Consider the following 13,346-nt stretch of genomic DNA (forward strand, 5'->3'; position numbering starts at 1 on the left):
AAAAAATAAGTGAATGGAGTGGAAATGATGAAGAAAAAATGGTCTTTAATTTTGATGGCCGGCTTAGCAGCCTTGGTGCTGGCTGCTTGTGGGCAAAAACAAGCGGAAACGAAGACGCCACATGTTTTAACGGTGGGGTTAGAAGGAACCTATGCGCCGTATTCTTACCGGCAAAACGGTAAGTTAACCGGATTTGAAGTTGATTTAGCCAAGGAAACCGCCAAACGAATGGGCTTGAAACCCAAATTTGTGACGACCGGTTGGGATTCTCTAATCGCCGGCTTAAACTCGAATGACTATGACGTGGTCTTTAACAACATGGCTGAAAATCCAGACCGGCAAAAGAAATTCCGGTTTGCCACTCCCTACGTATACTCCAAGTCAATTGTGATCACGAAAAAAGATGGTACCATTAAATCTGCGAAGGACTTGAAGGGTAAAAAAGTTGCTGAAGGAACGGGAACTGATAACTGGAATAACGCCAAGAAGTTAGGTGCCAACCCCGTTACTTCACCTGCCTTTCAAACGTCGATGGATATGATTGACCAAGGTCGGGTAGCCGCCGCTGTGAACTCGCGAGAAGCCTTTGAATACTGGAAGAAGAGTCATCCTGATACTGATTTAACTTACTTTGAAATTCCAACTAGTGAAGTTAAAGCAAGTAAAATTGCCCCGATGATGAATAAGAAGAACGCTAAACTCCAAGCCAAAATGGATAAGGCCATTCAATCAGAACGGAAAGATGGAACTTTGAAACGCCTTTCTATGAAGTACTTTGGGACTAACATTACAGATAAGTAGGAGTTAGACATTTATGCTGGAAATTATTACCTCGTCATTACCGAGCTTACTAAGTGCGATGCTAAAGTTTACCATTCCGTTATCGTTGATTTCCTTTGCAATTGGAATGGTGATTGCGTTCTTGGTGGCGCTAATCAGAACTTTAAATCCTAATTTCGGACCCGTGGGAAAACCACTGTGGTTAATTTTACGGGCTGTCATTAGTTTCTACGTGTGGGCCTTTCGGTCGACGCCATTGTTAGTGCAATTATTTATCATTTTCTTTGGATTACCGTCCGTTGGAATTAAACTGGCGCCGTTTGTGGCAGCTTTAATTGGATTTTCATTGAACATGGGGGCCTACGGTTCAGAAACAATCAGAGCTGCCTTGCTGTCCGTTAATCAGGAACAATGGGAAGCTGCTTACACACTGGGATTCTCTACGCCGCAGACGTTATGGCACTTTATCATTCCACAAGCCTTACGAACAGCGTTACCACCGCTATCAAACGAATTCATTGGACTGGTTAAGGATACTTCATTGGCCAGCACGATTACAATTGCGGAAATGTTTCAGGTTAGTCAACAAATTGCGGCGCAGAACTTTGAACCGCTGTTGATGTACGTGGAAGTGGCCGCTTTGTATGCCATCCTTTGTTCGATTTTAAACGTTCTCCAGCATTACCTAGAAAAACGGTCATCACAATATCTAAAGGGGGCCGCTGACTAATGTTAAAAATTGAAGATGTGCAAAAAAACTTTGGTAAAAAGCACGTGTTACAGGGAATTAGTACCGAATTTCCCGAACACCAGACGACGGTAATTGTCGGGCCCTCGGGATCCGGTAAAACCACTTTGTTGCGGTCGCTGGATCTTTTAGTGCAACCTGATCAGGGAACGTTAACGTTAGGATCATTACGGGTTAACTTTGCTAATCCCATCGAGAAAAAGGTCAAAAACGAACTCCGGGATCAAACCAGTATGGTGTTTCAAAATTGGAACTTATTTCCTAATTTGACCATTCTGAAAAATATCACTGCTGCGCCAATCTACGTGCAAAAGGTGGGTAAAGCCCAAGCAGAACAACAGGCTCATACTTTACTGCAAGAAGTTGGACTCGATGATTACGCTGATTCCTATCCGAATGAATTATCAGGAGGGCAGCAACAACGAATCTCGATCTGTCGGGCGCTGGCTGTTAAGCCTCAGTACATTTTATTAGACGAACCGACAAGTGCGCTGGATCCAGAAATGGAAACCCAGGTTTTGAAAATGTTAGAGAAGTTGTCTGACAACGGTCAGTCCATGATCATGGTGACGCATAACATGCAATTCGCTAAGGATGCGGCCGATAAAATTCTGTTCTTAGAAGCGGGTCAATTACAATTTGATGGTCCCTGTGCCGACTTCTTTGCTGATCCATCTCCTCGAGTGACAAACTTCTTACAGGGGATTTCTTTGAAATAAATAAAAACAGCAATTCGCGTAGAATTGCTGTTTTTTAGTGGAAGAAAGCTAGGAGCGCTACAAGTGCAAATGTGATAAAACAGTAGCGGAACCGCTCGTTGCGGGTGAAGATTTGGGCTCCGTAGGAAACGAGGACGATGGCGATTAATCCGGCGTCCTTTACGACGGGAAAGTTGGCCAGTAGTAATCCCGCAAACAAGAAGATGAAGAGCACGTTGAATTGGGTAGCTAGTTCCTTCGTAAAGCGGAGCGCAAAGAAGAGCACGTACAGGGTAAATAAAATTCCGATGTTGAGGAGGGTACTCCGTTCTAAATATTGACTAGTTAAAAAATTGAGAGTGGCCACCGGAATCACCGCGTTGGTGAGGGAAAAACACAGTAGTCCGTAGGAATGATTAATTCCAACCCGGGGCACGCGGAGCAAGATGTTAACCACGCCATAAAAAAGGGTCGCAGTAAAAATCAGCAGGGGAAAATGTCCCAAAGCGATGAACCCGAGCGGCAAGAGGTTAAAAGTTAACGTTAGTCGCACGTCCCACCGCTTAAGCAAGGTTAAAGTTCCTAATGCCCAGCAGATTTCACTAGCGAGAAAAAAGAAGGACTTGGTCCCACTAAAAATGGAGAACGGATAGTTGGCCGCTAAATTCCAGATGATAATGGTAAGCAACAAGTAGATCACATTGCTACCTATGGTGATGCTTGTACGTAATTGTTGATTAGATTTTTCCATAATGATAACCTCGATAATTTCATCTTAATGGACTTTTTTCTGGGGTTCAACTACTTATTTTTAAAAATTTGTGATAGGATAAGATAGTTATAAGTATGTTCCCGATAGGATTCACGCTTAGTGAAGATGCCTTGTAACCAAAAATATTAGGGGGAAGTTGCCATGAAAGAGAAACATTTATTTACGTCCGAATCGGTGTCAGAAGGACATCCTGATAAAATTGCTGATCACATTAGTGATGCCATTTTGGATGCCATTTTACGTCAGGATCCAGATGCACGGGTAGCATGTGAAACGTCCGTAACCACTGGATTAGTGTTAGTTTTTGGAGAGGTGTCCACCACGGCGGACGTTAACATTCGCGAGATTGTTAGAGAAACAATTCGCAATGCTGGTTATGATGATCCAGCTTATGGGTTTGATGCCGATAACGTGGCTGTGTTGGTTTCAATTGATGAACAATCACCAGACATCGCACAGGGAGTCGATGAATCAGAAGAAACCCGGGCCGGCAATGGTGATCCCCTTGATCAAATTGGAGCGGGAGATCAGGGGATTATGTTTGGGTACGCAACCGATGAAACACCTGAACTCATGCCACTACCGATTTCGTTGGCCCACAAACTGATGCGTAAAACTGCCGCAGTGCGTAAGAGTGGTGAAATTAAGTACCTGCGTCCGGATGCTAAGGCCGAGGTAACGGTTGAGTTCGATGAAGCAGGGAAACCACTACGGGTCGATACAGTCGTCCTTAGTACTCAACACGATCCAGATGTGACCCAGGCACAGATTAAACAAGATGTGATTGCCAAAATTGTCAAACAGGTCATTCCCGCCGAGTATCTTGATGACGAAACCAAGTATCTGATTAACCCAACTGGCAAATTCGTCATTGGTGGACCCAATGGAGATGCCGGGTTAACTGGTCGAAAGATCATCGTGGATACTTACGGTGGTTCCGCTCACCACGGTGGGGGAGCTTTTTCTGGAAAGGATGCGACGAAAGTCGATCGTTCAGCGAGTTATGCAGCTCGCTACATCGCTAAAAACATTGTGGCAGCTGGTTTAGCTCACCGGGTAGAAATTCAGTTAGCCTATGCGATTGGGGTGGCTGAACCGGTTTCCATTCAAGTGGACACCTTTGGGACTTCTGATTATTCAGAGGAAGAACTCATTCAAGCCATCCGCCAAACGTTTGACCTTCGGCCGGCCGGCATTATCCAAATGTTGGACTTACAACGTCCGATTTACGAACAAACGGCTACTTACGGCCACTTTGGTCGCGACGATATTGATTTACCGTGGGAACACACCGATCGGGTAGCACAATTACAAGCGGCGCTCCCGAAAAAATAAACAACTGCTAGAAATCCGATCCGTAAGGGTCGTTTTTTTAGTCTGAAAGGAGACTTACTGCATCATGCCAGCACGAACGACAAACGTAAAAGTCGTGACCATTGCCCTGTTTATTGCTACCTTTATGAGTGCAATTGAGGGAACGATTGTGTCTACGGCCATGCCCACGATTGTAGGGGACCTGCACGGGGTCTCGTTGATGAACTGGGTTTTTTCTATTTTTCTCTTGACCAATGCGATTGCCACGCCGATTTATGGGAAGTTGGCTGACCAGTTAGGCCGGAAACGAGTTTTTATCTTTGGTCTGGCGGTCTTTACCCTGGGTTCGCTTTTCTCTGGGATGTCAGGACGAATGGAAACGCTGATTCTATGGCGGGCTCTCCAGGGAGTTGGGGCCGGAGTAATCATGCCGGTTTCATTTACCATCGTGGCCGATATGTATCCCTTTCAAAAACGGGCGGACGTGGTCGGGCTGTTAGGGTCTGCCTGGGGAATTGCCTCCATCGTAGCGCCGTTACTAGGAGGCTTCATTGTTGATCAACTCTCGTGGCACTGGATTTTCTTTGTCAACGTGCCGATTGGTTTGGTAACGATGGGCCTAATTGCCTGGTTTCTGGTGGAACCGGCTGCGAAGCGTTCCACTCACATTGATTATGGCGGGGTCTTTTTAATTGCAGTGGTATTGTTGGCCGTCATGTACCTCTTTCAATTACTAGGAGAAAATCCGTTGCACTGGTTATCAATGGCAATCTGTGTTGTGGTAGCCATCGTGGGAATGGTGCTCTTTGTTTATCAAGAACGGCGGGCCGTTGACCCGATTATTCCGTTAAGCATGTTTAAACAGCGGACCTTTGTGACCCAAAATCTAATTGCGGCACTGATTAGCGGCTTCATCTTTGCCTACGAGGTTTATTTACCGGATTGGACCCAGGGGATTTTAGGCTTGCCCGCCACCATGGCTGGCTTTGCGATTACACCGAGTTCCATCATGTGGATTATTGGTTCCTTTTGGACTGGAAAGTTACTGGCGAAGTTCCGACCCCAAGTAATTACCTACCTGAGTTTAATCTTCATTGGGTGTGGGAGCTTGGCTTCCGTTTTGGCCCCAATTAGTACCCCATTTTGGGCCTTTTTCATCATTTCGGGGGTTATGGGAGTTGGTTTTGGATTATGCATCACGAACGCCTCGGTAACGGTGCAAAACGAAGTGGCGAAAGATCAAATTGGGGTGGCATCTTCATTTAATACCCTAAGTCGGACGTTAGGGCAGACCTTAATGATTTCCGTATTTGGAATTGTGATGAACACCACGATGTTGCATGGGGTGCACAGTCATCCCCGGACCAATATGAAACTAATGAATGAACTAATTAATCCCCAGACGGCTAAATTACTGCCAGATCATTTAATTCCTCAGTTACGCGAAATTTTGTATGCAGCGTTACATAACGTCTTTTTAGTAGCAGGTTTGCTGGTCATTGCAACCCTCGTGGTAAACTGGTTTGACCGAAAAGTCCGTGCTTAGCGTTTTTGAATTGCCAACAGAAACGGTGGTTGGTGAACTTGATTCAAGAATTGATATTGTAAAACGTTGAATTTGCGTTGGGGAAGGTGGGTAACCCAGTCAAGGACTTGGCTCTTTTCCGCTTCTCCGCCCGGATGACCGTAATAACAAATTACAATCACTAGCCCGAGAGTTTCCAAGAGATCCAGACATTTTTCTAACGCTGTAATGGTGGTCTCCGGATGGGTAATAACGTGGTGGTCACCATTCGGAAGATAACCAAGGTTAAAGATGGCGCTTTTAATCGGAACTCTGACGACCTGGTCCAGTTGTTCGTGACCCAGTTGCACGATCGTTGCGTTCTGGTAGCCGGCAGCAGCTAGTTTTGCTTTTGTGGCCGTTACAGCCGTTTTTTGAATGTCAAAGCTGTAAACGTGGCCGTTCGGACCCACTAATTGGGCCAATTTGAGGGTATCGTTTCCCATTCCTGCCGTGGCATCAATAACGTTATCACCCGGTTTTACCACCTGGTCTAAGAGGGTGTGGCTGAAGTGTAGTGCAGATTGTAATTTCATGGTAAACCTCGCTTTCTCCCTCATTATAGCAATAAAATCCTTGTTTTTTCGCCAGGACTTTGCTATTGTTTAAAGTAATTAAATGAATGACCGATGAAGCAAAGTAGTAGAACTAGACGATTTAGCAGCGACTAAGCGGTAGGTGTGAGCTTAGATTTCGGTAGTTCGAACTTGTTGTGGAGGTTTTGTTAATCAACGATTAACCGTTTTCCGCGTTATGGATACGAGCGTTCTTCAATAATTGAAGAGAAGTTAGGTGGTACCGCGGAATTTCGTCCTATAGAATTAGTTTTCTATAGGCTTTTTTTATGGCAAAAATTACAAAGGAGTGTTGGACATGGCCGTTTATGATCACAAAGAGATTGAAACCAAATGGCAAAACTATTGGGATGAACACCAGACGTTTAAAACGGGCGAGGATCCGAATAAAGAGAAGTACTACGTTTTAGATATGTTCCCGTATCCATCTGGACAGGGACTGCACGTGGGCCATCCCGAAGGGTACACGGCTACTGACATCATGGCGCGGTTTAATCGGATGCAGAACAAGAACGTTTTGCATCCGATGGGATGGGATGCCTTTGGGCTACCGGCCGAACAGTACGCCATGAAGACGGGGAATAATCCAGCCGATTTTACGAACCAAAATATCCAAAATTTTAAACGCCAAATTAAATCACTCGGATTTTCGTACGATTGGAGTCGGGAAGTCAACACGACCGATCCGAAGTACTACAAGTGGACCCAGTGGATTTTTGAACAACTCTACAAAAAGGGTCTCGCCTATGAAGATGAAATTGAGGTCAATTGGGCCCCTGATTTGATGGGCGGTACGGTAGTTGCCAACGAAGAGGTTGTTAATGGCAAGACCGAACGGGGCGGTTACCCCGTGTACCGGAAGCCAATGAAGCAATGGGTTTTGCGAATTACGGCCTATGCCGAACGGTTGTTAGATGACTTGGATGATTTGGACTGGCCGGAAAGCATTAAACAGATGCAACGGAACTGGATTGGAAAATCAGTCGGTGCCAGCATCAAGTTTGACGTTGACCAACATCCAGACGACCAAATCGAAGTCTTCTCCACGCGGGCGGACACGCTCTTTGGGGCAACGTACCTAGTCTTGTCTCCAGAAAACCCATTGGTGGAAGACATTACGACCGCTGAACAAGCCGATACGGTCGCTGAATACCAAAAATACGTTGCTTCTAAATCTGATTTGGAACGGACCGACCTCAACAAGGATAAGTCCGGGGTATTTACTGGGGCTTACGCTAAAAACCCCGTGAACGGGAAATTACTGCCCGTCTGGATTGGTGATTACGTGCTGCCATCATACGGAACGGGAGCCATCATGGCAGTTCCTGCACACGATCAACGAGACTATGAGTTTGCCAAGAAATTTGATTTACCCATCATTCCCGTGATTGCGGGAGGTGACATTGAGAAGGAAGCCTACACCGGCGATGGGACTCACATTAATTCGGGCTTCCTGGATGGCATGGATAAGGATGAAGCGCTTCACACCATCATTACCTGGCTTGAGGATCATGATGCCGGAGCTAAGAAAGTTAACTACAAGCTCCGGGACTGGATTTTCTCCCGGCAACGGTACTGGGGTGAACCCATTCCGGTGATTCATTGGGACGATGGCACGACTTCACTGGTGCCAGAAGACGAACTCCCGTTACGGTTGCCAAAGACCGATAACATTAAGCCGTCTGGAACCGGAGAAAGTCCATTGGCTAACCTTAGTGATTGGGTTAATGTAACTGATAAAAACGGTCGGCACGGCCGGCGGGAAACGAACACGATGCCGCAATGGGCTGGAAGTTCGTGGTACTACCTCCGTTACGTGGATCCAAACAACGATCAGATGATTGCTGATCCCGAAAAGTTGAAGTACTGGTTGCCGGTTGATCTGTACGTGGGTGGGGCCGAACACGCCGTCTTGCACTTGCTGTACGCTCGGTTTTGGCACAAGTTCTTGTATGACTTGGGCGTTGTTCCGACCAAAGAACCGTTCCAACGGTTGGTGAACCAAGGAATGATTCTCGGCACCAATCACGAAAAGATGTCGAAATCGAAGGGGAACGTGGTGAACCCGGATGACATCGTGAATGAATACGGGGCAGATACCCTCCGTCTCTACGAAATGTTCATGGGTCCGTTGATGGAATCGAAACCATGGAGTACGGAAGGAATTACCGGAGCTAATCGATGGATTAAACGGGTTTGGCGGATGTATGAAGGTGACGCAGAACAAGCAAGCGGCATGGTGGTTGCTGAAAACGATGGAGCATTAGCCAAGAGTTATAATCAAACCGTGAAAAAGGTTACCGACGACATCGAAAAAATGCGTTTTAACACGGCTATTTCTCAGATGATGGTCTTTGTGAACGACGTTTATAAACACCAACAATTACCAAAGGAATACGCCGAAGGGTTAATTAAGTTGCTGTCCCCAATTACACCGCATATTGCAGAAGAAATTTGGCACCGGTTGGGTCACGATGAGACGATTGCTTACGCTGCTTGGCCGACGTACGATGAAAGCCAACTGCAGGCGGATGAAGTCCAGATCGCTGTTCAGATTAACGGTAAGGTCCGGGCACGGCTTTCCGTTCCGGTCGATGTTGATAAAGATACGATTGAAAAAATGGCATTGGAACTACCGGATGTGCAAGCCAACTTGACCGATAAAACGGTTCGGAAGGTGATTGTGGTTCCAAAAAAGATTGTCAATATTGTCGCCAATTAATCTATTTTATGCTAAATTGGTGCTTTGAGATTTGGTTGGAAAGTGGGTTATTTTAGTGGATAACGATGTTGAAAACAATCAATTAGAAGAACAACAACAATTTGCAGAATCAGAACAAGCTAAGGGCCAAATGTTAAAGGGATCCGCCTGGATGACGATTGGAAGTATTCTTTCGCGAATCCTGGGAGCCCTGTACATCATCCCGTGGCGCCTGATTTTTGGAGCAGCATTATTCCCGATTGCTAACTCGCTTTATACTCAAGGTTACAACATTTATAGTTTTGTGTTGATTGTGGCGATTGCTGGGATTCCTTCCGCGATTGCCAAGCAAGTGGCACACTATAACGCGTTGAACGAGTATGGTGTGGGAGTTGAATTGTATAAAAAAGGGGTCATTCTTTCCATTTTAATGGGAGTGATTAGCGCCCTGATTCTTTGGTTTGCAGCGCCGTTCTTAACGAATGGGGATCCCAACGTAATTCCGGTGATTCACTCGTTATCGTGGGCGGTTTTAATCATTCCTACGATGAGTTTAACCCGGGGGTATTTCCAGGGTTATGGTGACATGGCACCGTCAGCCATTTCCCAGTTTATTGAACAATTGGCCCGGGTCATTTACATGTTAGTCTCTGCCTTCATTATTTTGCGAGTCTTACATGGTAACTGGGTCACGGCGGTGTCTCAGTCAACATTTGCGGCGTTTATCGGTGCCATCTTTGGGTTCTTAATCTTAGGCTGGTATTACTGGCGTGGTCGGGATTATTATCGATCGTTGGTGGCCAATAGTAACCACCAATTGCGGGTGCCCACGAACCAGTTGTATCGTGAAATCATTAGTCAGGCGGTACCATTTGTGATTTTGGGAGCCGGAGTGACCATCTTTTCGCTGATTGATCAGTTCACTTTCTTTGACATTATGCGGTTGGCAACTAATTTTTCCGAACGAGCCTTACAGGTTGACTATGCGGTTTTTGCAGGAAATGCCAATAAACTGACTATGATCGTGATTTCGTTAGCTTCGTCATTAGCAATTACGGTCGTACCGTTACTATCAACGGCTTTTACCAAGCGCAACATGCAAATGATGCGTGATCAACTGTCTAACACCATGATTCTCTTTGAATTTGTGATGTTACCGGCTTCCTTGGGGATGGCAGCCGTGGCGGGTCCTTTGAATCGGACCTTTTATGGAACAGCAAACATGGACTTTGGAAGTAACGTGTTGACCTTTGCGGCCATCGCGGCTATTCCAATTGGATTGTTTGTGGTAACCTCTGCCGTAATGCAGGGAGTATCCCAAAACCGGCGGGCTGTGAAGTACTTTGTGATTGGAACGATTGCCAAGGTCTTGACGCAATTTCCGTTGGTCTACTGGTTTGGAGCCTTTGGAACTCTCATGTCGACAGTGGTGGGCTTTACGGTAGCCAATGGGTTAATCATTTATTCTTTAAACCACGACTTCGGTTTTGAAGTTAAGAAGATGTTGAATGATTCGGTTCGGTTACTTGCCTATTCGTTGATTATGTATTTCATTACTTTAATTACTGTTTATGTGCTTAATTTCTTGTTTGGCTTAGTAGCCAATCCATTTAGTTCGCTGATGAGTTTAGTGGTGACGGCTCTGGCGGCGATGATTGGTGCTAGTGTTTACCTGTACTGTACTTTAAAGAGTCGAATTGCGGATGAAGTCTTAGGAGCTCGGGTGGCACGGCTACGAACTATCTTGCACATTAGTTAAAAATTGTTAACAAAAAAACAGCGCAATTAGCGCTGTTTTTTATTTGACCGTGGGTCCCTCGAGTTTGTCACCATCAGGTGAGGTGTAGATTCCGTTGATGATAATTTCAATTAAACTAAAAACTAAACCACTAGGTGGGAAAATCCAAATGGCAATGGCAGTTATAATAATTAAGGCGGGAAACTTCCAACTAATTAAAAATTGGTAGCTACACATGTTTTTAATTTTTTTAATACCAGTTTCGTCGTGTTCTTTTTCCATTTCGTTTAAAATTACCTTACTGAGAATTAAATAAGCGATGTTCCAAGCGGTAAAAAAGAGTAGGTAAAATAGTTGGGGGGCAACGTTATCCATAAATCTTCCGACCCAGGCAGATACAATCGGAATCAGCGACATCGTAAAGAGCCACAAGTTATTGGCCCAGTAAATCCGTTTGGTAATTCGATGGACCAAGTAAAACATGTAGTGCTGGTTGTACCAGGCCACCCCGATGAAAATAAAACTAACGATGTAGGCAAATAATTCGGGAATACTATCAAAGATTTCTATAAATCTGGGAGTATTGGGAATTTTAAATTCTAACACCATGATGGTGATAATAATGGCAACAATGGCATCAGTCAGGGCTTCGACTCGTGATTTTTTCACATTACCGACCTCCAATTAAAATTTAGTGCTTCAACTAAAAATTATAGCATAATTTGAATTTACTAAAATTGACTAGCGAGAAATTGATTTAATAGTTAAATTAGGTAGCAGGGAAAGCGCTTCACTTCTGCTAATTTAATTGATATGATGAAAATAATCATGAGACGGATTGAACTTTTAGTTTGATTAAGCACGAGGTAGCATTGGAGGAGTTGAGAACAATCAAACAGTATTACATTGTGGATCAGTCGTTATTACCAGAGATGTTTGGCAAGGTAATTGCCGCTCGCCAGTTATTAGAAGAGGGGAAAGCCGCAAATATTAGTGAAGCGGTCAAGGCGGTCGGAATCAGTCGAGGTAGTTACTATAAGTACAAAGACATGGTGTATTCGACTGATGATTCTAGTTGGAACAGAAAAGCAGTGATTTCGTTAATGTTAAACGACCGCCCAGGAGTACTATCGCAATTATTGCAGGAAGTAGCTGCTAGTGGGGCGAGTATTTTAACCATTAACCAAAACATTCCGATTCATCAAATGGCGAGCGTGGTTATTTCTTTGGATTTGACCCACATTACGATTACGCTAGATGAATTATTGGCGGACTTTAAACAGGTAGAGGGTGCGAGTCAAGTCCGCTTGGTATCAATTGAATAAATAAGAGGAACAAAAAACGGTTGAAATTTTCATTTCAACCGTTTTTTTAGATGCTTTAGGCTTGGTCGTCAACAATCAGTAATGATTTAATGGCTTGCCGTTGATCCATGGCATCGTAAGCATCCTGGAGTTGGTCTAAGGTAAATTGTTTGGTAAAGACCTTCCCGGGGTTAATCTTACCGTCTAAAACAGCTTGTAAAAGTTCTTCACGATCGTAGGTGGTTACTGAAGCAATTCCGCCCCGTAACCCAGTATTGTTGTAGAACAATTGGTTGGTGTTCATGTCAGGTTTTTGCGGAATTCCGACCCGGCCGATGATGGCACCCGGACGGACAATTTTAGTGGCTGTATCGACAGATTGTTCCGTTCCGACACATTCGAGTACGGCGTCTACTCCGGCACCGGTTAATTCCATGACGTGTTTTACTGCTTCGTCACCCCGTTCTGGAACCACATCAGTAGCGCCAAATTCACGGGCTAACTTTTGCCGGTCTTCATGCCGACTCATGGCGATGATCCGTTTAGCGCCCCGGAGTTTGGCAGAAATTACCCCACACAAACCAACGGCTCCGTCGCCCATAACGGCGACCGTATCACCTGGCTTAACTTCGGCAGTAGCAGCAGCGTGGTAACCAGTGGCCATTACGTCTGAGAGGGTGACGAAAGAATTTAACATTTCGGGAGTGTAATCAGATGGTTGCCCTGGAATCTTAACGAGCGCCCAGTTAGCGTTCACAAACCGTAGATATTGAGCTTGGTAACCGTTGATACTGCCAGTTTCTCGGTTTAAACAGTTACCGTCAAAACCAGCTTTACATGCGGCACAGTGACCACAACCGTGGGTGAAAGGAGCAATTACGAAGTCACCAGGTTTAACGTTAGTAACTTCTGAACCCACTGATTCAACGATTCCGATTCCTTCGTGACCTGTAGGCGTTCCGCTGTCTCGTTGGGAAATTCCCCGGAACCACCATAAGTCGGAACCACAAACGCTGGCGCGTACGATTTTAATGATGGCGTCGGTTGGCTTTTGAATTTCTGGTTTCGGTCGATCTTCAATCCGGACTTCGCCCGGTTTAATAAAAATACTTGCTTTCATAATGACACTCCTTTTTAAAAATAAAATTAATG

12 protein-coding genes, 1 riboswitch and 1 other annotated feature are annotated in these 13,346 nt (G+C 45.1%); of the genes, 8 read left to right on the forward strand and 4 right to left on the reverse strand.

Annotated elements, in window-relative coordinates:
• The first annotated feature begins 27 nt into the window (after window positions 1-27).
• The 3 genes from M3M38_RS00125 to M3M38_RS00135 are packed head-to-tail and all read left to right on the forward strand — an operon-like array spanning window position 28 to window position 2,247.
• Window positions 28-801: a transporter substrate-binding domain-containing protein gene (locus M3M38_RS00125; RefSeq protein WP_252814179.1), complete on the forward strand. Its 774-nt coding sequence runs from the start codon at window positions 28-30 to the stop codon at window positions 799-801.
• A 13-nt stretch (window positions 802-814) separates the two neighbouring features.
• The gene (locus tag M3M38_RS00130) at window positions 815-1,510 is read left to right on the forward strand and encodes an amino acid ABC transporter permease (protein WP_252767073.1); all 696 of its coding nucleotides are present in this window, start codon (window positions 815-817) and stop codon (window positions 1,508-1,510) included.
• Complete coding sequence (locus tag M3M38_RS00135) at window positions 1,510-2,247, forward strand: amino acid ABC transporter ATP-binding protein (RefSeq protein WP_252814181.1); 738 nt, start codon at window positions 1,510-1,512, stop codon at window positions 2,245-2,247. Before M3M38_RS00130 ends, M3M38_RS00135 begins: the two co-directional genes overlap by 1 nt.
• Window positions 2,248-2,281: 34 nt before the next feature.
• Here M3M38_RS00135 and M3M38_RS00140 read toward each other — a convergent pair whose 3' ends face one another.
• Window positions 2,282-2,977, reverse strand: a complete 696-nt coding sequence (locus tag M3M38_RS00140; RefSeq protein WP_252767075.1) for a hypothetical protein — start codon at window positions 2,975-2,977, stop codon at window positions 2,282-2,284.
• Window positions 2,978-3,059: 82 nt separating this feature from the next.
• A riboswitch (SMK box riboswitch) is annotated at window positions 3,060-3,142 on the forward strand.
• Here M3M38_RS00140 and metK point away from each other — a divergent pair.
• Both metK and M3M38_RS00150 read left to right on the forward strand, forming a co-directional pair.
• Window positions 3,140-4,333 (forward strand): methionine adenosyltransferase, encoded by a 1,194-nt coding sequence (gene metK, locus M3M38_RS00145; RefSeq protein WP_252767076.1) that lies wholly within the window; start codon window positions 3,140-3,142, stop codon window positions 4,331-4,333. (Overlaps the previous riboswitch by 3 nt.)
• 64 nt (window positions 4,334-4,397) lie before the next feature.
• Window positions 4,398-5,858: an MDR family MFS transporter gene (locus M3M38_RS00150; protein ID WP_252814182.1), complete on the forward strand. Its 1,461-nt coding sequence runs from the start codon at window positions 4,398-4,400 to the stop codon at window positions 5,856-5,858.
• On the opposite strand, the gene mnmM is transcribed toward M3M38_RS00150, so the two are convergent.
• A complete protein-coding gene (gene mnmM / locus M3M38_RS00155; RefSeq protein ID WP_252814184.1) occupies window positions 5,855-6,412 on the reverse strand; it encodes a tRNA 5-(aminomethyl)-2-thiouridylate-methyltransferase MnmM in 558 nt (185 codons plus the stop codon). The genes M3M38_RS00150 and mnmM overlap by 4 nt on opposite strands.
• Window positions 6,413-6,496: 84 nt before the next feature.
• Window positions 6,497-6,695, forward strand: a binding site (T-box leader).
• A 54-nt stretch (window positions 6,696-6,749) separates the two neighbouring features.
• Between mnmM and leuS the strand changes: the two genes are divergently transcribed.
• Together leuS and M3M38_RS00165 are read left to right on the forward strand one after the other, a co-directional pair.
• Window positions 6,750-9,173, forward strand: a complete 2,424-nt coding sequence (gene leuS / locus M3M38_RS00160) for a leucine--tRNA ligase (protein ID WP_252814186.1) — start codon at window positions 6,750-6,752, stop codon at window positions 9,171-9,173.
• A gap of 55 nt (window positions 9,174-9,228) precedes the next feature.
• Window positions 9,229-10,911: a putative polysaccharide biosynthesis protein gene (locus M3M38_RS00165; RefSeq protein ID WP_420842642.1), complete on the forward strand. Its 1,683-nt coding sequence runs from the start codon at window positions 9,229-9,231 to the stop codon at window positions 10,909-10,911.
• 39 nt (window positions 10,912-10,950) lie between these two features.
• Here the strand turns inward: M3M38_RS00165 and M3M38_RS00170 are convergent, their stop codons facing one another.
• Window positions 10,951-11,559 (reverse strand): TMEM175 family protein, encoded by a 609-nt coding sequence (locus tag M3M38_RS00170; RefSeq protein ID WP_252814188.1) that lies wholly within the window; start codon window positions 11,557-11,559, stop codon window positions 10,951-10,953.
• Between the two features lie 221 nt (window positions 11,560-11,780).
• Here M3M38_RS00170 and M3M38_RS00175 point away from each other — a divergent pair, with 221 nt between their 5' ends.
• Window positions 11,781-12,215: an ACT domain-containing protein gene (locus tag M3M38_RS00175; RefSeq protein ID WP_252767452.1), complete on the forward strand. Its 435-nt coding sequence runs from the start codon at window positions 11,781-11,783 to the stop codon at window positions 12,213-12,215.
• Between the two features lie 55 nt (window positions 12,216-12,270).
• Here the strand turns inward: M3M38_RS00175 and M3M38_RS00180 are convergent, their stop codons facing one another.
• On the reverse strand, window positions 12,271-13,314 hold the full coding sequence (locus M3M38_RS00180) for a zinc-dependent alcohol dehydrogenase family protein (RefSeq protein WP_252814189.1): 1,044 nt from the start codon (window positions 13,312-13,314) through the stop codon (window positions 12,271-12,273).
• Window positions 13,315-13,346 lie beyond the last annotated feature (32 nt).

The sequence above is a fragment of the Fructilactobacillus cliffordii genome (assembly GCF_024029355.1).
GTDB lineage: Bacteria > Bacillota > Bacilli > Lactobacillales > Lactobacillaceae > Fructilactobacillus > Fructilactobacillus cliffordii.

Bases quoted from the DNA above. Each gene is read 5' to 3' on its own strand.
- M3M38_RS00125 (WP_252814179.1), top strand. From the start codon at position 28: ATGAAGAAAAAATGGTCTTTAATTTTGATGGCCGGCTTAGCAGCCTTG.
- M3M38_RS00130 (WP_252767073.1), top strand. From the start codon at position 815: ATGCTGGAAATTATTACCTCGTCATTACCGAGCTTACTAAGTGCGATG.
- M3M38_RS00135 (WP_252814181.1), top strand. From the start codon at position 1,510: ATGTTAAAAATTGAAGATGTGCAAAAAAACTTTGGTAAAAAGCACGTG.
- M3M38_RS00140 (WP_252767075.1), bottom strand. From the start codon at position 2,977: ATGGAAAAATCTAATCAACAATTACGTACAAGCATCACCATAGGTAGC.
- metK (WP_252767076.1), top strand. From the start codon at position 3,140: ATGAAAGAGAAACATTTATTTACGTCCGAATCGGTGTCAGAAGGACAT.
- M3M38_RS00150 (WP_252814182.1), top strand. From the start codon at position 4,398: ATGCCAGCACGAACGACAAACGTAAAAGTCGTGACCATTGCCCTGTTT.
- mnmM (WP_252814184.1), bottom strand. From the start codon at position 6,412: ATGAAATTACAATCTGCACTACACTTCAGCCACACCCTCTTAGACCAG.
- leuS (WP_252814186.1), top strand. From the start codon at position 6,750: ATGGCCGTTTATGATCACAAAGAGATTGAAACCAAATGGCAAAACTAT.
- M3M38_RS00180 (WP_252814189.1), bottom strand. From the start codon at position 13,314: ATGAAAGCAAGTATTTTTATTAAACCGGGCGAAGTCCGGATTGAAGAT.